This window comes from Arthrobacter sp. ES3-54, from assembly GCF_029504395.1.
Lineage (GTDB): Bacteria > Actinomycetota > Actinomycetes > Actinomycetales > Micrococcaceae > Arthrobacter.
In genome coordinates, this window is the sequence record NZ_JAQFIF010000001.1 from 464047 (window position 1) to 485067 (window position 21021).

Annotated in this window: 13 protein-coding genes and 1 pseudogene; 9 read left to right on the plus strand and 5 right to left on the minus strand. The window is 65.3% G+C overall.

Annotation, left to right across the window (positions count from 1 at the left end):
• Nucleotides 1–40 precede the first annotated feature (40 nt).
• A pseudogene (locus M2428_RS02220) lies at nt 41–1234 on the plus strand (IS481 family transposase).
• 98 nt (nt 1235–1332) lie between these two features.
• On the opposite strand, the gene M2428_RS02225 reads toward M2428_RS02220, so the two are convergent.
• Nucleotides 1333–1818, minus strand: a complete 486-nt coding sequence (locus M2428_RS02225) for a GtrA family protein (RefSeq protein WP_277523245.1) — start codon at nt 1816–1818, stop codon at nt 1333–1335.
• Between the two features lie 4 nt (nt 1819–1822).
• The gene (locus M2428_RS02230; RefSeq protein ID WP_277523246.1) at nt 1823–2497 is read right to left on the minus strand and encodes a DUF1684 domain-containing protein; all 675 of its coding nucleotides are present in this window, start codon (nt 2495–2497) and stop codon (nt 1823–1825) included.
• Between the two features lie 126 nt (nt 2498–2623).
• Here M2428_RS02230 and M2428_RS02235 point away from each other — a divergent pair, with 126 nt between their 5' ends.
• From M2428_RS02235 to M2428_RS02245, 3 genes are all read left to right on the plus strand, one after another.
• Nucleotides 2624–4108, plus strand: coding sequence for a M20/M25/M40 family metallo-hydrolase (locus tag M2428_RS02235; protein WP_277523249.1), 1485 nt, complete (start codon nt 2624–2626; stop codon nt 4106–4108).
• A gap of 30 nt (nt 4109–4138) precedes the next feature.
• On the plus strand, nt 4139–4948 hold the full coding sequence (locus M2428_RS02240; RefSeq protein WP_346780700.1) for a hypothetical protein: 810 nt from the start codon (nt 4139–4141) through the stop codon (nt 4946–4948).
• Between the two features lie 71 nt (nt 4949–5019).
• Nucleotides 5020–5823 carry a transglutaminase family protein gene (locus M2428_RS02245; protein ID WP_277523251.1) on the plus strand — a complete coding sequence of 268 codons (804 nt, stop codon included), beginning with the start codon at nt 5020–5022 and terminating at the stop codon, nt 5821–5823.
• Between the two features lie 6 nt (nt 5824–5829).
• Here the strand turns inward: M2428_RS02245 and M2428_RS02250 are convergent, their stop codons facing one another.
• Nucleotides 5830–6291: a MarR family transcriptional regulator gene (locus M2428_RS02250; RefSeq protein WP_277523253.1), complete on the minus strand. Its 462-nt coding sequence runs from the start codon at nt 6289–6291 to the stop codon at nt 5830–5832.
• On the minus strand, nt 6291–7409 hold the full coding sequence (locus M2428_RS02255; RefSeq protein WP_277523255.1) for an LLM class flavin-dependent oxidoreductase: 1119 nt from the start codon (nt 7407–7409) through the stop codon (nt 6291–6293). The genes M2428_RS02250 and M2428_RS02255 overlap by 1 nt, the downstream gene beginning before the upstream one ends.
• 209 nt (nt 7410–7618) lie before the next feature.
• On the opposite strand from M2428_RS02255, the gene M2428_RS02260 reads away from it, so the two are divergent.
• The 5 genes from M2428_RS02260 (at nt 7619) to M2428_RS02280 (ending at nt 17710) form a co-directional block, all read left to right on the plus strand.
• Nucleotides 7619–9070, plus strand: a complete 1452-nt coding sequence (locus M2428_RS02260) for an MFS transporter (RefSeq protein ID WP_277523258.1) — start codon at nt 7619–7621, stop codon at nt 9068–9070.
• Nucleotides 9071–9218: 148 nt separating this feature from the next.
• On the plus strand, nt 9219–10142 hold the full coding sequence (locus tag M2428_RS02265; protein WP_277523259.1) for a M20/M25/M40 family metallo-hydrolase: 924 nt from the start codon (nt 9219–9221) through the stop codon (nt 10140–10142).
• A gap of 476 nt (nt 10143–10618) precedes the next feature.
• Nucleotides 10619–11890 carry a diaminobutyrate--2-oxoglutarate transaminase gene (gene ectB / locus M2428_RS02270; protein ID WP_277523588.1) on the plus strand — a complete coding sequence of 424 codons (1272 nt, stop codon included), beginning with the start codon at nt 10619–10621 and terminating at the stop codon, nt 11888–11890.
• Nucleotides 11891–11968: 78 nt separating this feature from the next.
• The gene (locus tag M2428_RS02275) at nt 11969–13420 is read left to right on the plus strand and encodes an aspartate kinase (RefSeq protein WP_277523261.1); all 1452 of its coding nucleotides are present in this window, start codon (nt 11969–11971) and stop codon (nt 13418–13420) included.
• A 15-nt stretch (nt 13421–13435) separates the two neighbouring features.
• Nucleotides 13436–17710, plus strand: a complete 4275-nt coding sequence (locus M2428_RS02280; RefSeq protein ID WP_277523263.1) for a Pls/PosA family non-ribosomal peptide synthetase — start codon at nt 13436–13438, stop codon at nt 17708–17710.
• Here M2428_RS02280 and M2428_RS02285 read toward each other — a convergent pair.
• On the minus strand, nt 17707–20934 hold the full coding sequence (locus M2428_RS02285) for an efflux RND transporter permease subunit (RefSeq protein ID WP_277523265.1): 3228 nt from the start codon (nt 20932–20934) through the stop codon (nt 17707–17709). The genes M2428_RS02280 and M2428_RS02285 overlap by 4 nt on opposite strands.
• Nucleotides 20935–21021: the final 87 nt, after the last annotated feature.

Sequence of the window (21021 nt, forward strand, 5' to 3'; positions counted from 1 at the left end):
CATGAGCAAAATGCACCCCGATATCAAGATCCGGCATTTGGTGGCGACATGGCCTGACGACGCCGAGAGGGGTGCGGTTACACAGTTCTGCCAACGTCATAAAGTGTCCCGGGCCTGGTTTTACAAGATCCGGGCCACGGCTGCCGCCGTTGGGCCGGTCAAAGCCATGGAAACGGCCTCGACCAGGCCGACGACCAGCCCTGCTAAGGTCGATACCTCATTGGCGGAGCTGGCTCTCGCGACCCGGGAGTCCCTCAGGAGCCTCGGCTATGACCACGGACCCCTGAGCGTCGCCGCCAAACTGCGACGCCAGGGGGTCCAACCGCCATCACGTGCCACCTTGGCCCGGATCTTTACCCGGGCGGGAGTCGTGGTCCCGGAACCGAGGAAGAAACCCCGCAGCGCCTACCAAAGATTCGTCTATCCGGAACCCAACGGCTGCTGGCAGATCGACTCCACGCAGTGGCTGCTGGCCGGCGGAGCCAGGGTGGCCATTTTCCAGCTCATCGATGATCATTCCCGTCTGGCACTGGCATCTCTGGTCGCGGACGCAGAGAAATCCGAGGCGGCCATCCGGGTAGTGCGAATGGCCATCGATCGCCACGGAGTGCCCCAAAAATTCCTCTCGGACAACGGGGCAGCGTTCAATCCCACCCGGAGGGGCCGCACCGGAGCCCTGGTGGAATACCTCAAAACCCTCGGCGTCGTGCCGATCACCGGCAAACCCTACAAACCCACCACCCAGGGCAAGAACGAACGCTTCCACCGGACCCTGCACACCTACCTGAACCGCCATCCCCAAGCCGGAACCATCGCCGAACTACAGGCCCACGTCGATGTCTTCGACACGTACTACAACACCGAGCGTGAACACCAGGCGCTGCCGCCCGGCACGACCCCGGCCGAGGCCTGGAACGCCACCGCGACAGCCCTGCCGCCCGATCCCCCGACCCCCGAAACCCGCAAACCAACACCACGCCAGAGCGTGCAACGAAAAGTGGGGCGGCGGCGAAGTCACCGTCATCGGCATGCACTTCTACATCGGAACGAACCACGCAGGAGAACAGATCCACGTCCTCTACGACGACGAAACCATCATGTTCTTCGACGCCCGCGGAACCGAAATCACCCGCCACCCACGCCCGCCCAAAGGAACCGTCTACATCGGCCGCAACGGCCCCACCAACCAACCGTCCACGAAGTCCTGAGACATAAACCGTCCACGATCAGTTGAGATATGAAGTGTCAACGATGACGTGAGACATCACAAGCACCGGTAGCAGCATCAACTGATAGCGCAACCCGGGGTTGGGGCTCCGGGCGGGGTTGCGGCTAGCGGTGGCGGGCGCGGCGGAAGATCCAGTGCCGCAGCATCGTGAACCGCACGGCAGTGGCGGCGAAGCCGGAGAGGGTGGTGGTCCACAACTCCTCGGCCACGGTGGCATCGGGGTTGACCCAGTGCAAGACGGCCAGGCTGCCGCCGGTGATCAGCAGCGCGACGAGGATCACGATCAGGCCGTTGAGATGGTCCCGCTTCATCCGGCGAGTTTCGGTGATCTTGAACGTCAGGCGCCGGTTGAGGGCGGTGTTCATGAACGATGTCAGGATCAGGGCCGCCGCGTTGGCCGGCTGGGCCCCGAGCCAGGGCCGGGAAAGGGCGTACAAGGCCAAGGATGTCAGGGTGCAGACAATCCCGACGCCGGTGAACCGGATGAGCTGCCTGACCACGGGGTAGCGGAGGATTCCGCGGTGGCGGCGGGAGGTCTGCCCGCGGACGACGGCGGCGGCAGGAGCCTGCCGTTCGAGCTGGGACTCCATCCGCTCAGTACAGCTCGCCCACGGGGATTTCCACGGCCAGTCGGTTCGCCGGGCCGGCAAGGGGACATGCCCAGGCTTCGTTGTAGGCGCAGGAGGGGTTGTAGGCGAAATTGAAGTCCAGGATGAATTCGGCCTGGGGCCCGGACCCCCGCACGCCGTGGAAAGCGCCCTTGATGGTGTCCAGGAGGTAGCGTCCGGCGCCGTAGCTGCCGCCGGGCTGGCCGGCGGTGGCGTCGCGGAACGGCACGAAGATGCCGCCGCCGTAGCCCCTGAGTTTCCAGACCGCGAGCTGTCCCATCTCGGGAAGGTCAAAGGTGCCCAGCCGCACAAAATGGACCAGTCCGTCAGTCCCGGTCTCCACATTCATCTCCCGCCCGGCGCCCTCGAGGGTCAGGGGGACGTGGAAACGGTAGATCGGATCGTAGTCCGCCGTCTTCAGGCCGCCGAAGCTGGCCTTGGCCTCGGCCGTCAGCGCCGAGGCCGGGTGCGTGCCGAACATGCGGTCCCGCTCCTGGCGCCAGTAGGAATGGGCCTCTGCCGGGCTGTCCGCGGCAATTTTCCGCGTGGTGGCATAGAGGGCAAAGGTCCGCAGCCGCCAGTCCGCGATATCGAGCGCCGACATGCCTGCCACGTCGCCCTGGTCCCCAAAGTGCGTTCCGTCAAAGTCATGTTCGGCCATGCCCCCAGCGTATCCGCTTTCGCGAGGCCAAAATTTGTGCGCCGGAATTTGTGCCCCAGGTTCCGGGCCGGACCCGCGCGCCGGATGACCCGTTCCGGCGGGCCGTCCGGCCATAGACTTTCGCCCATGCGCAACCCCCTGGAGAACGCGGCCGCCAGCACCAACCTCAAGAGCGTCGGGGACGCGCCCGGCAGCCCCGGGAACGCGCCGGGCAGCGCAGGGCGCGCGCCGGGCAGCGCAGGGCGCGCGGCGGCGTCGCTGGCGGAGCTCGTGACGTACCGGACTGTGTCCCGTCGAGCCGGGGACTCACGCCGAGCCGGGGGTTCCTCCCCGGCGGAGGCCAGCGTGGAGACAGACCAGTTCGAGGCCTTCATCGCCGCACTGCCCCGGCTGTACCCGGCGGTCCATGCCGCGCTGGAACTGGAGCGGGTCAACGGCCATGCCCTCCTGTACCGCTGGCCCGGCAGCGCCTTGGCGGAGGACCCAGCGGCTGCGCAGCGCGCGTCGGTGCTGATGGCGCACTACGACGTCGTTCCGGCGACCGACCCGGGGCAGTGGTCGCAGGCACCGTTCTCCGGCCACAACGACGGCACATTCCTGTGGGGTCGCGGGACACTCGATGACAAGGGCCAGCTCGTGGCGATCCTGGAGGCGGCCGAGAGCCTGCTCCGGGCCGGGTATGCCCCCGCGCATGACCTCTACTTCTCGTTCGGCAACAACGAGGAGACAGCCGGCAACAGCGCGGCCGCTGCCGCAGATCTGCTGGCCGACCGCGGCGTGCAGCCCTGGCTCGTGCTGGACGAGGGCGGTGCCGTGGCGGGCGGTGCCTTTCCGGGGGTGAGCCGGCCGGCCGCCGTCGTCGGCGTGGCCGAAAAGGGAATCCTGGACGTGGAGCTGCTGACCCGGGACCCGGGGGGACACGCCTCCACGCCGCCGCGGATGGGGGCGACGGCGCGGCTGGCCCGCGCCATCACCCGGATCGAGCGCAACCCGTTCCCGCAGTCGCTGCCGGAGGTGACCGCGGAGATGCTGCGCCGCTTCGGCCCGCACACGCCCCCGCCGCTGCGGGCGGTGTTCGCCAACGTGGCACTGCTCCGGGCACCGATCACCTGGCTCTTTGGCCGGCTCGGCAACGAGACCAACGCGATGACCCGAACCACCGTGGCCATCACCACCCTCGAAGGCAGCTCCGGGGCGAACGTCCTCGCCGCCACGGCCAAGGCGAACGCCAACATCAGGGTGGCGGTGGGGGAGACCGTCGAGGGCACCGTGGCACACCTGCGGAAAATCATCCGCGACCCGAAAATCGAACTGCGCATCGTGGAGGGCAACGACCCGTCCCCGGTCTCGCCGTCCTCCGGGACCCAGTGGGAACTGCTGGCGGACTGCATCGGGCAGGTCTTCCCCGAAGCAATCATCACGCCGTACATCATGATGGGCGGCACGGACTCGCGCCGCTTCACCGGGATCTGCGGCGCCGTGTACCGGTTCGCGCCGTTCTTCATGGACGTCCGGGCCCGCGGCTCCATCCACGCCGTGGACGAGAAAATTTCCCTTGAGACGCTGGACCAAGGGGTCCGCTTCTACGAAACACTGATGCGGAAACTCTGAGTCATGCGGCGCCCCGGCTACGCTGGCATCATGACTGGGACGGCCCCACCCCGAGGACCAGGCACCGCCGGAATCCGGAGCGCTGTGCTGCGCACCGGCGCGGCGTTCGCGGTCGCGGCGGCAGCCCTTACGGGCTGCAGCAGCGGCGGCAAGGGGAGTCCGGTGTGGACAGCCGGCAGTAGCGCGACGGAGAGTATGACGTCGACGGCCACCACCGCTCCGGCGTCGTCGGCCAGCGCTTCCGCCGCCCCGGGCTCGAGCACGGCGGCCTGGAAAGTCTTTACCGATCCGACGAAGACGGTCAGCTTTGAAGTGCCGCGGGACTGGATTGTCCAGTCCGTTGCTCCCGACCCGGGTACGCTGCCGGGGGCGCTGAAGATCATCGTCAAAGACGCCAAAGGCGCTTATCTGGCCACCTTGCAGACCGGCCTGCCCCCGCAGCCTGCGCCGGCCTGCCCGGGCGGCGCCGCACGGGACTACGTCGTGGTCAGCAGCGTGCCTGTTGACCTGCCCCACGCCGGCGGCGAGGGAACCATTGACCCGCACGTGGTGTTCCGGGTCATCCAGGGCTACAAGTACTTCGGCTCCTACGGCATCACCAACGTGGTGGGCGGCGCCGGCGGCAAGAGTTGCGCGTTGCAGAATGTGGTCCGTGGCCCGGCCGGCAAGGGGGACTTTTCGTTTGGGGACCTGACGGTGCTGAAGACCTTGGCGCCGGACCGGAAGGTCGCCCCCGCAAAGGCGTTTGACACTCTCGACCAGGCTGCCAAGTACGTCAACGAGGGGTCCGAATTCGCCGACGTCCAGCGGATGCTAATGTCTCTGAAGATCAAAAACTAGTCCCGCCCACCCGCACATCCCCGGGCCGTTGACGGCGACTTCCCCGCACCTACCTCACATCCCGGAGATACATGGAACGCGCCGTAGCCGCCCGCCTGGCCTTCAAGACCGTTGCCGAAACCAAGGTGGCTCTCGCCGTGGCCGTGGCCCGGAACGCCGGGTACGGCTCGGTCCAAGAATCGCTCACGGTGACCGCGGGAGGCGAGGACGTGCCGCTGACCGAACTCTCGGACCATCACGGCGGGCGCTTCCACTACATGGAATTCGCCGAACCCACCGAAGTGCTGGTTGAGTATTCGGCCACCGTCACAGGCTTTGCCCGGCCCGAGGAACCGGGGCTCATGGAACTGATCCGCTATGTCCGGCCCAGCCGCTACGCGGAGTCGGACCGGCTGCTGCCGACTGCCTATGCCGAATTCGGCGGGCTTCAGGGCGAAGAGCTGCTAAACGCCATCCGCAACTGGGTCTTCAGCGAACTGCGCTATGTCAGCGGATCCTCCCGGGGGACCGACGGCGCCGTCGAAACCCTGCTGCACCGCCGCGGCGTTTGCCGCGACTTTGCCCACCTCGCCATTGCCCTGCTGCGTTCCAAGAATGTGCCGGCCCGGCTGGCCGCCGTCTACGCCCCGGGCCTGACCCCGATGGACTTCCACGCCGTGGCCGAAGCGCACATCAACGGCGCGTGGCATGTCATCGATCCGACGGGGCTGGCGCCGCGGGAGAGCATGCTGCGGATCACGGCCGGGCGGGATTCCTCGGACACCGCCTTCCTGTCCACCGTGGGCGGCAGCCTGTCCCTGAAGGAACTCAGCGTCACCGCCGTCGTCGATGAGCTGCCGCTGGAAGACCCGGCGAAGCTCGTCGCCATCCAGTAGGCAGGCCTAGCGCACGGCGACCGAGGCGCGGAGCTTCTCGGTCAGCCGCAGCAGCTCCTGCTGTTCGGCGGCGGAGAGGGCCGGGCCCACGAGGGCGGCAATGTCGCGCACGTGTTCCCGGCCGATCTGCTTCTGCAGGTCCCGTCCGTCATCGGTGAGCCGGATGAGGATCCCGCGGCCGTCATCGGGTGCCGGTGTCCGTTCGACCAGTCCGCGCTTCTCGAGCCGCTCCACCAGCCGGCTGAGGCTGGACTGGCTCAGCAGGACGTTGTCGTTGAGCTCGTTCAGGCGCAGCCACCCGGAGGGGCAGCGCGAGAGCGTGAACAGGACGTCGTACTCATTGAGCGCCAGGGCTTTGAACGCCGGCGCCGCCTGCAGCTTGCGCATCACCGCCACCTGGGCCCGGAACAGGGATTCCCAGGTTTCCGCGGCCAGGCGTACCGGCGATTCTGTGGTCTTGGCGGACATTACGCGTCCTGGTTGGACTCTGCCGCGGCGTCCACGGTGCCCGCTGCCAGTGCGGCGGCCACCCGGCCGGCGTGCGTCGGCGGTTCGGGGACATGTGCGGGCTTGAGCGCGGCATATTCCTTGCGCAGCACCGGCAGCACTTCTTCGCCGAACAGATCCAGCTGTTCCAGGACGGTCTTCAGCGGCAGGCCGGCGTGGTCAATCAAGAAGAGCTGGCGCTGGTAGTCGCCGAAGTACTCCCGGAACGTCAGGGTCTTTTCGATCACTTCCTGCGGGCTGCCCACCGTCAGCGGGGTCTGGGACGTGAAGTCCTCCAGCGAGGGGCCGTGGCCATACACCGGGGCGTTGTCGAAGTAGGGGCGGAACTCCTTGACGGCGTCCTGGGAATTCTTTCGCATGAAGAACTGGCCGCCGAGGCCCACAATGGCCTGGTCCGCCTTGCCGTGGCCGTAGTGCTCATAGCGTTCGCGGTAGAGGCCGATCAGCTGCTGGTAGTGCTCCTTGGGCCAGAAGATGTTGTTGGCGAAGAAACCGTCACCGTAGTATGCCGCCACTTCGGCGATCTGCGGCGTGCGGATCGAACCATGCCACACGAAGGGGGCGACGCCGTCGAGCGGGCGGGGGGTGGAGGTGAAGTTCTGCAGCGGGGTGCGGTGCTTGCCGGACCAGTTGACGGTGTCCTCGTCCCAAAGGCGGCGCAGCAGGGAGTAGTTCTCGATCGCGAGTTCGATCCCGTCCTGGATGTTCTTGCCGAACCAGGGGTAGACGGGGGCGGTGTTGCCCCGGCCCAGGACCAGGTCGACGCGTCCGTCTGCGAGGTGCTGGAGCATCGCGAAGTCCTCGGCGATCTTCACCGGATCATTGGTGGTGATCAGCGTGGTGGCCGTGGAAAGGATGATGCGCTCGGTCTGGGCCGCGATGTACGCGAGCGTGGTGGTGGGGGAGGAGGAGAAGAACGGCCGGTTATGGTGCTCGCCCAGGGCATAGACGTCCATGCCGATCTCTTCGACCTTCTTGGCGATCGCCACGGACGCCTTGATGCGCTCGTGCTCCGTCGGGGTGCGTCCCGTGGTGGGGTCGGTGGTGATGTCGCTGACGCTGAATACGCCGATCTGCATGATGTGCCTTTCCGTGGCCGGGGTGATCCGGGAACTGCTTCTACTATAACCGATTTACATGCATTTGCATCTATCGACGGGTATAACGTCCGGGGCGGATGAATATTCCCGCACCGTTCCGGCCGGGTTTCCCGCGTGCGGGGGAGCGCGGGCCTAGGATGCAATCAATCGGCCGGTCATGAGATGCCTGCCCGCCCGGAAGGCCTCCTTTGCGACGTGTCGTAGCTTTTCTGTGTCTGGTAGAGCTCACCAGCGGAATCCTGCAGGGCTACTACACGCCCATCCTCACCGATATCGCCCGTCACCTGGGGATCCACGACGCCGACGTCAACTGGTTTGAGGCCGCGCAGCTCATGGTCAGTGCCCTCGCCGTGCCGGTGCTGGCCAAGCTTGGGGACATATACGGCCACCGGAAAATCCTGCTGGCTTCCACGCTGGTCACCGCCGCGGCATCCTGGGGCGTCGCGCTCGCCCCGGACTTCTGGACCTTCCTGGCCGCGTGGTCGTTCCAGGGCTTCTACGTGGTCTGGCTGCCGCTGGAAATCGCCCTGATCTTCAGCCGCGTCCATCAAATGCCCGACGGCGCCGCCCGCACTCGCCGGGCCGCCGGTGTTCTGGTCGGGGCTCTGGAGGCCGGTGTCATCGCCGGAGCGCTCGCGGCCGGCGCGCTCGTGGAAATGTTCCCCGGGCAGCTGCAGCTGGTGCTCCTGGTTCCGGCGGTGGCCGTGTCCGCGTGCTGGTTCGCCATCCGGTTCGGCGTGCCGGAGTCCCTTGAGCGCAGCGGCGGACGCGTGGACACCCGCGGCTTCACGCTGCTCGCCGTCGGACTGCTGCTCATCACCTCGGGGCTGACCTTCATGCGCCTCAACGGAGCCGGCGCGTGGTGGCCGTGGGCGCTGGTGGGAGCCGGGATCCTGGTCTTCATCCCGTTCGCGCGGTTCGAGCTGCGCGTGGCAGATCCGCTCGTGGACATCAGGATGCTGCGCGGCAAGTCCATGTGGCCGGTCCAGCTGACCGCCGGACTCTTTGGCGTCTCGGTTCTGGGCGCCCAGGCTCCGCTGTCCACCTTCGCCCGGACCGACCCCGCGCTGCACGGCTACGGCCTGGGCCTGCGCGCCGGGCAGGTGTCCATCATCATCGGCGTCTACGTGCTGGCGCTGCTCGTCGGCGCCCTGCTGTACCCGTTGGTGACCGGCCGGCTCACGCCGCGCTGGACGCTCGTGGGCGCCGCCGCACTCGTGGGCCTGGGCTACCTGCTGTTCCTGCCCTTCCATGACAGCCTCGCCGAGGCCCTGGCCAACATGGCGATCGCCGGCGTCGGCTCCGGAGCCCTCGTCGCGGCGCTGCCTTCGGCGGCCGCTGCGGCGGCGCCCCTCAACCGCACCGCGATGGCCATGGGCCTGACCAACACCACCAAGACCATCGGCGGGGCCTTCGCGTCCGCGGTGTTCGCCATCGCCCTGCTGAGCCACGTCCTGGCCGACGCCGGGGCCAGCGTGGGGGACTCCGGGCAGACCGCGGCGCCGCTCGCTGGCTACCTCACCGTATGGACCATTTGCGGGGTTACCGGACTGGCCGCGGCTGCCGCCCTGGTGCTGGTGCCCCGGCTGGCCTTCTCCGACCCCGCCGCCGTCCCACGCCTCCCGGCCGGGTCGCACTAGCCGGACCCTTCCTCCTCGACTACTGACAAAGTATGTTCATACCGTGACGGGTAAGCGATTGCACAGACGGGGAAGAGCGGCGGCCGCGGCCGTCGTGGTGGCGATCAGTCTCCTGCTTTCGGGATGTACTGCGTCGCGGTTGGATCCTGTGAGCACTGTTGACGCGCGTACCGTGCTGGAGGATTTCAAGTCCCGGGACATGGTGGGGCACATGCAGGCGCTGCAGCGCGTGGCCGACGCCAATGGCGGAAACCGGGCCGCCGGGACCTCCGGATATGAGGAATCGGCCCGGTACGTCGAGGAGCAGCTGCGCGCGGCAGGGTATGAACCGGTGCGGCAGACGTTCTCCTTTCGGCGTGATGGCCGGGGCAAGGCGCGGGTGGAGTCCTTCAACATCCTCGCCGACACCGGCGGCGGGGCCGGGCACACCGTGGTGGTGGGCGCGCACCTGGACTCCGTGGAGGAGGGCCCGGGCATCAACGACAACGCCAGCGGCGTGGCCGCGGTCCTGGAGACCGCGCGGTGGATGAAGGAGTCCGGGATCACCCCGGCCAACCGGGTCCGGTTCGCGTTCTGGGGCGGCGAAGAGGACGGGCTGTACGGGTCCCAGCACTACGTCGATGAACTGAGCCAGGCCGAGATCGGCCAGACCGCGGCGAATCTGAACGTGGACATGGCGGCCTCGCCCAACGGCGTGCGGTCCGTCCATGACGGGGACGGATCGGATTTCGGCCACGCCGGCCCGGCCGGGTCCAAGGCGATCGAGGACATCCTGTTCCGCTACTTCCAGGAGAACGCCCTGCCCGCCGAGCCCACGCCCTTTGACGGCGGCTCCGACTACGACGCCTTCCTCTCTGCCGGCATTCCCGGCGGCGGGCTGTTCACCGGCGATGTGGAGAAGAAGTCCCAGGCCCAGGCGCAGTCCTTTGGCGGGGCGGCCGGCAAGGTCCTCGATCCCTGTTACCACGAGGCCTGCGACACAATCGCCAACACCAACCCGGAACTGCTCCAGGAAATGTCGGGCGCCCTGGCGTACGCCACCGTGGCCTACGCGATGGGCAAGGCCGGCTAAAGGACTGCTCCCATCCGCCCCGTCCCTGGCCGTCCCATTCGGCCCCAAGTCGGCCCCAAGCCGGGCGGCCAGGGCCTCTGCGAGTCGGGCGTTCAGGCCGTCGGCGTCCACGTTCAACGGGTGCCCCGGCGCCGGCGCTTTTTTCCAAGTAGCAGGCGCCGCCAGAGGCGTTGGACCTTCTCTGATTCGGGTAGTTAATCAGCCATTTCAGAGGAAAAAACAGGTACCCGCTACTCAGGTGCTGTGAGATTGCTGAGATTACGATAAGAAACGAATAAGCAGTCGGGCAGCGCAAGTGATCTGCCCAGTTCACGTACAGGAAACCTCCATACGTGAATAAAATACGGGCCCGTTATACCAACGGTCAGTGCGCCAGAGATGCTGCGCTGTCTCCTTTCCGTGCCCGTCATCTAGAAAGCCTGGGCTGTGTTTACGCTCAGGAAACTTCGCTAGTCGGAAGTACGGGGCATCGACAGATGGATATCTTCGAAAGTTTGGAGTCTGAGGTTCGCAGCTACTGCCGCAGCTGGGACACCGTGTTTGATCGCGCGGCCGGCAGCTGCCTCTACAGCGAAGACGGCAGAGAATATCTGGATTTCTTTTCCGGTGCCGGGGCGCTGAACTACGGGCACAACAACCCGGTACTGTTGCGGCCGCTGGTGGACTACCTCCTCTCGGGCTCAATCGTCCATTCGCTCGACATGAAGACGCCCGCCAAGCGGCGCTTCCTGGAAACGTTCCGGGAGTTGATCCTCAAACCGCGGAATTTGGACTACAAAGTCATGTTCCCCGGTCCGACGGGAACGAACTCCGTGGAGGCGGCCCTGAAGCTCGCACGCAAGGTCACCGGCAGGCAGCATGTGGTGAGCTTCACCAATGCATTTCACGGGATGACCCTGGGCTCACTGTCCGTTACGGGCAATTCAATGAAACGGCAGGGAGCCGGCGTTCCCCTGACGAACACCTCCAGCATGCCCTATGACGGCTTTTTCAACGGTCAGGTACCGGACTTTCTGTGGTTCCGGCAGGCCTTGGAGGACCGAGGCTCAGGACTCGACAAGCCCGCTGCGGTGATCGTGGAAACTGTCCAGGGCGAGGGTGGACTCAGGGCCGCCCGGGCGGACTGGCTACGCGGCCTTGCGGAGCTCTGCCGCCAGCACGACATCCTGCTCATCGTTGATGACGTTCAGGCCGGATGCGGACGCACCGGGACATTTTTCAGTTTTGAGGAGGCAGGCATCACTCCTGATATCGTCTGCCTGTCGAAATCCATCTCGGGCTTTGGACTGCCTTTGTCACTGACCCTGTTCAAACCCGAGTTGGACATCTGGAAGCCTGGCGAGCACAACGGAACATTCCGGGGGCACAACCCGGCGTTCGTCACCGGCGCGGCTGCCCTGGAGCACTACTGGCAGGACGGCGGCTTCCAGTTGAAGGTCGCAGGGCTCGTTTCGCAGTTGCACGAGGGGCTTACTCAGATCGCAGCGGGCGTCGAAGGCGCCACGGTCCGTGGCAGGGGATTGCTCGCGGGTGTCTACTACCCCGACTCCCAGACGGCGGGGAAAATTGCGGCTGAGTCGTTTGCCCGGGGCCTGCTGGTGGAAACTTCCGGCCCGGAAGGTGAGGTACTCAAGACGATGCCCGCGCTGACTATCAGCCCCGCAGATCTGCAGAAGGGACTCGATATTCTCGCTGCAGCCGCAGTGACAGTGACCGGAGAGCCGGTGGCCTTGGGATCAACCATTTGAGGATCCGTACAGAGGGCAGAGACGGCTCACAGGGGCCAGTACCGCTTGCAAGAATCGAAGTAGATTTCGGGGAGAGAAATGGGTACCCGCAAGGAAACAGATCTTAACGACAGTGATCTAGCGGAAACCGACCGGGCGATTCGCCCGGGAAGTGTCATCGTACAAAAATTTGGTGGTTCATCCCTGGCGGACGCCGCGGGTATTCTCCGGGCAGCCGAGCGGATAGCAAAAACGCGGACCAACGGCTACCGGGTCGTAGCGGTGGTGTCCGCCATGGGGGACACCACAGATGAACTATGCGACCTTGCAGCGGAAGTTTCCGCTCGGCCGCTGGCTGTGGACCTTGACGCCCTCCTGAGCATCGGCGAACTTGTGTCCTCGGCACTGTTGGCGATCGCACTGGCTGATCTTGGCCAGTTGCCCCGCACCTTTACCGGTAGTGCAGCCGGCCTCATTACCGACAGCATCCACGGCAAGGCACACATTACTGATGTCAGGCCGGACCGAGTCCGCAATAGTTTGAACCGTGGTGAAGTGCCCATCGTGGCAGGATTCCAGGGCAGGACGCAGAAGCGGAACAGGGTCACCACCCTCGGTCGCGGCGGCTCGGATCTCACCGCGGTGGCGCTGGCCGCAGCACTCGGGGCCGATATTTGCGAAATCTACACAGACGTCGACGGCGTCTACACCGCGGACCCGCGGGTGGTCCCGACAGCGCGAAAGATCGATGTTCTCTCGAGCGAGGAAATGCTTGAGTTCGCGGCCTCCGGGTGCAAAGTGCTGCATCTGCGGTGTGTCGAATATGCCCGCCGGTTCGGTATTCCGATCCACGTGAGGTCTTCATTCGTGCCGGAGCCTGGGACGTTGATCCTGCCTGGCCTTGACCGTCATCCAGTCCTCCAGCCCGCAAGGGAGCAACCGGAAGTGACCGGCGTGGCCGGGGTCAACTCGGCTTCGAAAATCACAGTTGTTGGAATTCCTGACCAGCCGGACAGCATGGCGCGCATCCTGCACGTCCTCTCGCGTTCGGGAGCGCACGTCCAGGCAATTGTCCAGAATACGGCCGGCCCGGGCTCGAAGCGTGCCGACGTCGCCCTGATCGTCCCGGCAGCCCATGCGGGCACCGCCATGGCGGTGCTGGATGCTGAAAAAGGAACAATTGGTTTTCAGGGTTTGCAGCACGACAGCGAGGTGGGCAGGGTGTCCATCACCGGGCTGGGTATGCGCTCTTCCCCCGAAATTTTCTGCACCTTTCTCAAGGCCCTGTCGGACGCCAACGTGGACCTCGATCTCTTCGACATATCCGAGACCTCCGTCGGGGCCGTCACGCCCGCCCACCGGCTCGCTGACGCCGAGAAGGCTGTTCGACGGGCATTCGGCATGGCCCCGGCGGGCGAGGACGCGATGGTGGGTCATGAGGACCCCCTGATGTCCACCGTTGGCCCGCCGGTCGAGACGTGGGTGGCGATTTCTGGCCAGGATATGACCCCTGTCCCGCAGGACGACAGAACTGTGGCACGTCACTTCTAGCGAAGGAGCTAAAGGATGGGCAAGACCGCGAGGATCGGCAACAGCCTCATCAGTCCCCCTGAGTTGCGCGGAAAAATGTCGATGATCGGTGGTTCGGAGGGGGGAACCATCCTGACATCGGCTGCGCCGGATCAGGCGGCGCGCTGGCGTCGTGGCGAGCGGTTGGACCAACTTTTTGAGGACAGCTGTGACCGGTTGCGGGAACAGGGGCTGGCCGCCCAGGTTGCCGTGGATGCCGGGGACATCGTCCTGACCTACACGGAACTGGACGAACGGGCCAACCAGCTGGCGCGCCATCTCCTGGTGTGCGGTGCCCGGCCCGGTGACCGCATCGCGTTGCTGTTTGACCAGCCCTGGCGCGCCTACGTGGCGATGCTTGCCGTGCTGAAGATCCACGCTGCCTATGTTCCCCTTGACCCGGGGTTCCCGCCCGACCGTCTCCAATACATTGTGGAAGACGCCAATGCGGCCATGATCCTCTCACTGTCACATTTGAGGGATCTTGTCCCTGAAGTGGCCGCCGTGACGGTGAGTGTTGATGAGGTGCAGGCGCAGATTGACGCCAAGGACACCGATCGGCTCAACGATGCGGAACTTGGCGGGACGAAGGATGAGCTGGCCTACATCATCTACACCTCTGGGTCGACGGGCCGGCCGAAGGGCGTGGCAGTGGACCAGTCAAGCATCTGCAATTTTGTCCGGGTGGCCTCTGACATCTACGGCATTCAGTCCACCGACCGCGTGTACCAAGGCATGACTATCGCTTTTGACTTTTCGGTGGAGGAAATCTGGGTTGCCTGGATGGTCGGAGCCACCCTGGTGCCTAAGCCGGGACGTTCCAGCATGCTCGGTGCCGAGCTCGCGGAGTACCTGCAGGAAAAACGGATCACCGCTCTTTGCTGTGTACCCACACTGCTCGCGACGCTTGACGAGGATCTGCCCGATTTGCGGTTCCTGCTGGTCTCCGGAGAGGCTTGCCCCAAGGACCTCGTCATGCGCTGGCATCGCCCCGGCCGTCGATTCCTTAATGTCTATGGCCCGACCGAAGCTACAGTGACTGCCACGTGGTCGGTCCTCGACCCGGACCTGCCTGTCTCCCTAGGTGTGCCGTTGCCCACCTACACGGCGGTTATTGTGGATCCCGCTGAGCTCCGGGTCCTGCCGCGCGGCGAAACAGGGGAAATCGGCCTGGCAGGGGTTGGCCTGGCACGGGGGTACGTAAACCGTCAGGATCTGACGGACCGCGCCTTTGTCCCGGATTTCCTGGGAATCGAGAACAATCCCTCCGGCCGGATCTATCGCACCGGGGATCTCGGACGGGTGAACGACGACGGGCAACTCGAATACTTCGGCCGGATCGATACCCAGGTCAAAATACGCGGCTACCGCATCGAGCTGAGCGAAATCGAATCCGTCCTCCTGCAGCTCCCCGGAATAGCGCAGGCCGTGGTTCAGACCTATGAACGGGAACCCGGAACTGTGGAACTCGCCGCCTACTACACGCCACGCCAGGACATCGCGGATATTGACGCCCACGACCTCCACCGGATGCTGCGCACCAGGCTTCCCGGGTACATGGTTCCTGCCTATTTTGAACAGCTGGACGCCATTCCCATGATGGCCAGTGACAAGGTTGACAGGAAGCGGCTGCCGCGGCCAGAACACAGGATCAGTCAGGCGACCGCCGGGTCCTTCACGCCCCCAACAACCGCCGCCGAAGAGACTCTGGCGGTGCAGCTTGGCGCCGTGCTGAGTCTTGACAAGGTCTCTACCGATGCCCATTTCTTCAATGACCTCGGTGCCGACTCGTTGTTGATGGCGCGCTATTGCGCCCGCATCAGGAAAGAAACCGCCCTGCCGGCAGCCGCCATGCAGGATATTTATGAGAACCCGACGGTTCGGCAGCTCGCCGCGTGTCTGGAAGCCCGGCACAGTGAATCAGTCCTCCGCGCCGCCGTACCGGAAACCGACGCTGTGCTCCCGGCACCGATGCGCCCGGTCAGCTCCTTCCGCTACGCCATGTGTGGTGCAATCCAATTGCTGGCATTCTTCGGTTACCTGATGTACGCGGCCTGGTTGGTGGTATTTGGCTACGAATGGACGTCTGCGGGAACCAGCCCCGCTGACATGTGGCTCCGCTCCGTCGGTTTCGGTGCTGCCATGTTCGTGGTCCTGTCCGTGACGCCAATTATCGCCAAATGGGTCCTCGTTGGGCGGTGGAAGCCGGGCACCATCCGGATTTGGAGCGCGGCCTATCTCCGTTTCTGGACGGTGAAGACACTGACTCGGGCAAATCCACTCGTTTTGTTTGCCGGGTCTCCGCTCTACGTGGTGTACCTGCGGCTCCTGGGTGCAAAGATCGGCAAAGGTGTAGTGATCTTCTCCCGGCAGGTGCCCGCGTGCCCGGACCTGTTCACGGTTGGTGACAATACCGTCATCCACAAAGACTCCTCGTTCCTCTGCTACCGGGCACATGCCGGCATTATCGAGAAGGGTCCGGTGACGCTGGGACGAAACGTGCTTGTCTCTGAGCGAACCACTCTCGACATCGGAACATCGATGGGCAATGACACCCAGCTCGGGCATGCCTCGTCGCTACAGGCTTCACAGGCCGTACCGGACGGACAGGTCTGGCACGGTTCCCCTGCCGCACGCACCAGCACGAATTACCGGAGAGTCCCCCCTGCCACCTGCAGCACGCGCCGGAGAGTCCTCTTCACCCTGCTCCAGCTGTTCAACCGTCTGGTCCTGGTGGTTCCGACGGCGGTTCTGGGCCTGGCCCTATTCCTGCCGGCGTACCTGAACACCGGGCACCTGCAGCTGGGCGTTTTCACATTCTTTGTCGAAGTAGCGGCCGTATCACTCATTGTGTTCATTGCAGGGCTGTTCACCGGCCTGGTGATCGTCGTTTGCGTTCCGCGTCTCCTGAACGTCTTCCTTAAGCCTGATGTGGTGTATCCGCTCTACGGCTGGCACTTTTCGATCCATCGGATGATTATGCGTATCTCGAACGTCCGGACGTACAAAGACATCTTCGGCGACAGCTCCTACATCGTGCACTACCTCAAGGCGCTGGGCTGGAACTTGGGCAAGGTCCAGCAAACAGGATCTAACTTCGGCCCCACACTGGGCCACGAGTCGCCATTCCTCAGCTCGGTAGGAACCGGGACCATGGTTTCAGACGGCCTCAACATGATGAACGCCGACTACACCAACACCTCCTTCCGGCTCTCGCGGGTCCAGATCGCCGGCCGCAACTTCCTGGGAAATGGCATTACGTTTCCCATGGGAGCCCGGGTGGGGGAGAACTGCCTGCTGGCTACGAAGGTAATGATTCCGATTGACGGCCCGGTCCGCAGGGATGTGGGGCTGCTGGGGTCGCCGGCCTTTGAGATTCCCCGGTCCGTTCAGCGTGACGCACAGTTTGACGAACTGAAGATCGCGGAGGAAATGGAACGGCGTCTTCCGGCAAAGAACCGGCACAACATTTTGAGCATGGTGCTGTTCCTGGCCGAACGCTGGTTCCTGTTGTTCGTTGCCACACTTGCCGGCGCCATCGCCGTAACGGCACATAGTTTCCTGGGTGTGCTGGCCGTCGCCGGCTCAATGTTCGGCTTGATCGTATTCCGAGTACTGTTTGGCTCCCTGGTGGAGCGTTCGGTCATGGGATTCCGCCGCCTGAAGCCGCAATACTGCTCCATCTACGACAGCTACTTCTGGCGGCACGAACGTCTCTGGAAACTGCTGGCCGTGGGAGCCTACAACGGGACCCCATTCAAACCCATGATCTGGAGGCTGTTGGGCGTCAAGGTGGGTAAACGGCTCTACGACGCCGGCCTGAACATGCCGGAAAAAACCCTCGTCACGATCGGCGATGACTGCACGGTCAACGAGGGAACACACGTCCAGGGCCACTCGATGGAGGACGGCACGTTCAAGTCCGACTACATCGTGATTGGCAACCGGTGTTCCCTTGGCGTGGACAGTTGGGTCAACTACGGAGTGACGATGCAGGATGGTTCGTCACTCGGTCCCGATGCCCTGCTGATGAAGGGCGAAGACGTCCCGGAGAATGCTGCATATTCCGGGAACCCGGCCCGCGAAGTGATGAACCCCGCCGCGCCCGCAACCCTTCCGGCCCTGGCCTCTAGCGGACCGCGGCACAGGGACGCTGTCGCGGCGGCTAGGGGCCGCCAGAAGCTGCCAAAGGGAGCCCACGGCGCCCACGGAACGCACGGGACGCACCGGGCTTCGCGGGACAAGGCGGGGACACCGAGTTCTGGTTCCTAGTGCGAACCCGTTGGTAGGGCAGCGTCTTCGGGGAAGTCATCCGGGAAGTCCTCGGCCACGGCCGGCGCGGAATGACGCCCGCGGGGCAGGGACTTTTGCAGGGCCTTGCGTTCACGCCGTCCTTCCACGAGCCGGTACAGCACGGGGACCAGGATGAGCGTGAGGGCGGTTGAGGAGATCAGGCCGCCGATCACCACGATTGCCAGGGGTTGGGAGATGAAGCCGCCGCCGCCGGTCAGGCCCAGCGCCATTGGTGTCAGGGCGAACACCGTGGCGAGGGCCGTCATGAGGATTGGACGGAGGCGCTGGCGGGCGCCGTGCGTGATCGCGTCCGCCACGCCCATCCCGGGCTCCCCGTTGCGGGGCTGGCGGTACTGGTTAATGAGGTCGATCAGAACAATCGCGTTGGTCACCACGATGCCCACGAGCATCAGCATACCGATCAGCGACGGGAGCCCCAACGGCACGCCGGTCACCACGAGCAGGGCGATGGCTCCTGTCGCCGCAAATGGGATGGAGACCAGCAGGATCAGCGGCTGTATGAGGGATTTGAACGCAGCCACCATGATCACGTAGACGATCGCGACGGCGGCCAACAGCGCGAGGCCCAACTGCCGGAACGAGTCGGCCTGCTGGGTCGTGGCGCCTCCGATTGTGGCGGTGACCCCCGGCGGCAGCTGGACTGATTTGAGGCGGTTCTGCACTTCGGTGCTGACCGCGCCGAGGTTGGCGCCCGACGGCGTCACCGAGACCCGGGCGGTGCGCTGGCCGTTGCTGGCGGTGATCGAGACAGGCACGTCGACCTGTTCCACGGAGGCGATGCTGCCCAGCGGGACGGCGCCGGCCGCCGTCGGGAGCGGGATCGCCCTTACCGCGGCGATACTCGTGAAGCGGGTGCCCTCGCCGATCCGGACCGGGAAGTCGATGGTGTCGATTCGGACTGTTCCCGCCGGAATCGGGCTGATCGTGGCGGCCAGGACCCCGGCCACGCGCTCCTCGTTCAGGCCGGCGGCGACGGCCTTGGCCCGGTCCACCTTGACCTGGACCACCGGTTGGCTGGCGGCCAGGTTGGTGGCCACCTCGCTGCTGCCCGGGACCCCGTCCATGGCCTTGACCATCGCGTCACTGGCGGTCCGGAGGTCGGCGGTCGAGGCCGCTTTGAGGGTGATGTCCACGGTCGATGACGTGCCGAAGCCGCCCTGCTGGGAACCGACGGTGATCTTGCCGGCGTCGCCGAGTTGGGCGAGCTCGCTGCGGACGGTGTCCTGGAGCTTTGCCTGGTTGGCCTTTTCGTTCGTCACCACCGTAAACGTCGAATTCGATGCGCCGCTGGAGAGCAGGGCCGAGAAACCGGTCTGGGCGTTGCCGGTGGTGGACTGGACGTCCTTGACTCCGTCGATGCCCCGCAGGACACTCTCGACCCGGATCGCCGATGCGCTGGCCTCGGCCAGGCTGGTGCCGGCCGGCATGGCCTGCCGGACGGTCATGCTGTTCTCGCCGGAGCGGCCGAGCAGATCGGTGGCGAGCAGCGGGGACATCGCCACGGTTCCGCCGAGTACCAGCGCCGCGGCGATCAGCGTGAGGACCGGGTGCCGCTGGGTACCGGCGAGGACGGGCAGGTAGCCGCGCTGTAGGAGCGTGCGCTGCTCGGCTTGATGCGCCTTGGCGGCAATGCCAGCGGCAGAACCTGCGGCAGAACCAGCCGCAGGATCTGCGGCAGAACCAGCGGCACGGGCACCGGCAGCGGAGTCGGCGGGCGTGCGCAGGAACCAGTACGCCAGCACCGGCACGATGGTCAGCGAAACCAGCAGCGATGAGAGCAGGGCAATGGTCACAGTCAGGGCGAACGGCCGGAACAGCTCGCCGGCCAGATCGCCGACGAAGGCGATCGGCAGGAAGACGGCCACGGTGGTCAGGGTGGAGGCCGTGATGGCGCCGGCCACTTCGCGGATCGAGGTCAGGATCGCCGTGATCTTGGTTTCGCCGTAGCTCAGGTGCCGCTTGATGTTCTCGATGACCACGATCGAGTCGTCCACCACGCGGCCGATCGCGATGGTGAGCGCGCCCAGAGTCAGGATATTGAGCGAGTAGCCGGTGGCCGAGAGCCCGATGAACGTGATCAACAGGGACAGCGGGATGGACACGGCAGTGACCAGGGTGGAGCGCACGGACATGAGGAACACCAGGATCACGGCGACGGCGAAGCCAAGGCCCAGCAGGCCCTCAGTGGTGAGGTCCTTGATCGACTTCTCGATAAACGGGGCCTGGTCGAAAACCGGGGTGAACTTGGCGTTGGAGCCAAGCTCTGCCTCGAGCTGCGGGATGGCGTCTTTGACCGCGTGGGAGATCGCGACGGTGTCGCCCTCGGGCTTCTTGGTCACGGACAGGGCGAGGGTTTCCTTGCCGTTCGTCCGCGTGATGGAGGTGCGGGCGTCCTCGACGAGGCTGACGTCCGCCACGCTGCCGATCGTCGCCGCATCGCGGGCCGCGCCCAGGGGGAGGGCCTTGATGGCGTCGAGGGAATCCACCGGGCTGCCGATCTGCAGCGAGAGGGTCTTGCCCTGCTCTTCGATGGTGCCGGCCGGAACCAGCGCGCCGTTGTTCTTCAGCGCCTCACTGATGGACTGTATGCTCGCACCCGACGCCGCCAGGTCCTGGGGCCGCGGCAGGATCTGGATGTGCTCGGTGGCGCCGCCGGTGACGTCGGCGCCCCTGACGCCGTCGAGCTTTTGCAGCCGGGGGACGCTGAGCCGGGCGAGGTCGGCGTTCAGTTCGCTGAGGGGTTTATCCGAGGACACGGCCAGGAACACGATCGGGAAGTCGCTGATGCTCCCGGCGATCGCCTGCGGCTGGACGTCCTTCGGCAGGGCCTGCTTGGCGTTGGAGATGGCGCGGTCGATCTGGTTCCGCGCCCGGTCCAGGTTGGTGCCGTATGTGAACGCCAGAGTGATTTGGGAGACGCCGTTGCGCGAAGTTGACGACGTCGACTCCAGGCCCTCGACGCCGTTGAGCGCCGTTTCCAGCGGGGCGCTGATCTGTTTGTCGACCACTTCCGGCGACGCACCGGGCATCGAGGAGATGACGGTGATCTGCGGGAACTCGATGGACGGGATGAGCTCCTGCTTCAGCGAGGACATCGTGATCACACCGAACACAGACGCGAACACAGTGATCAGGGCGATCAGGGCCCGGTTGGCGAGCGAGAGCTTTGCGAGCCGGAACATCTCATGGTCTCCTGGTGGGTCGAGAACGTACTGCCAACGGGGACGTCAATGAGTTGCAGCGGTCCCAAACCAGCAGTGTAGACCAGC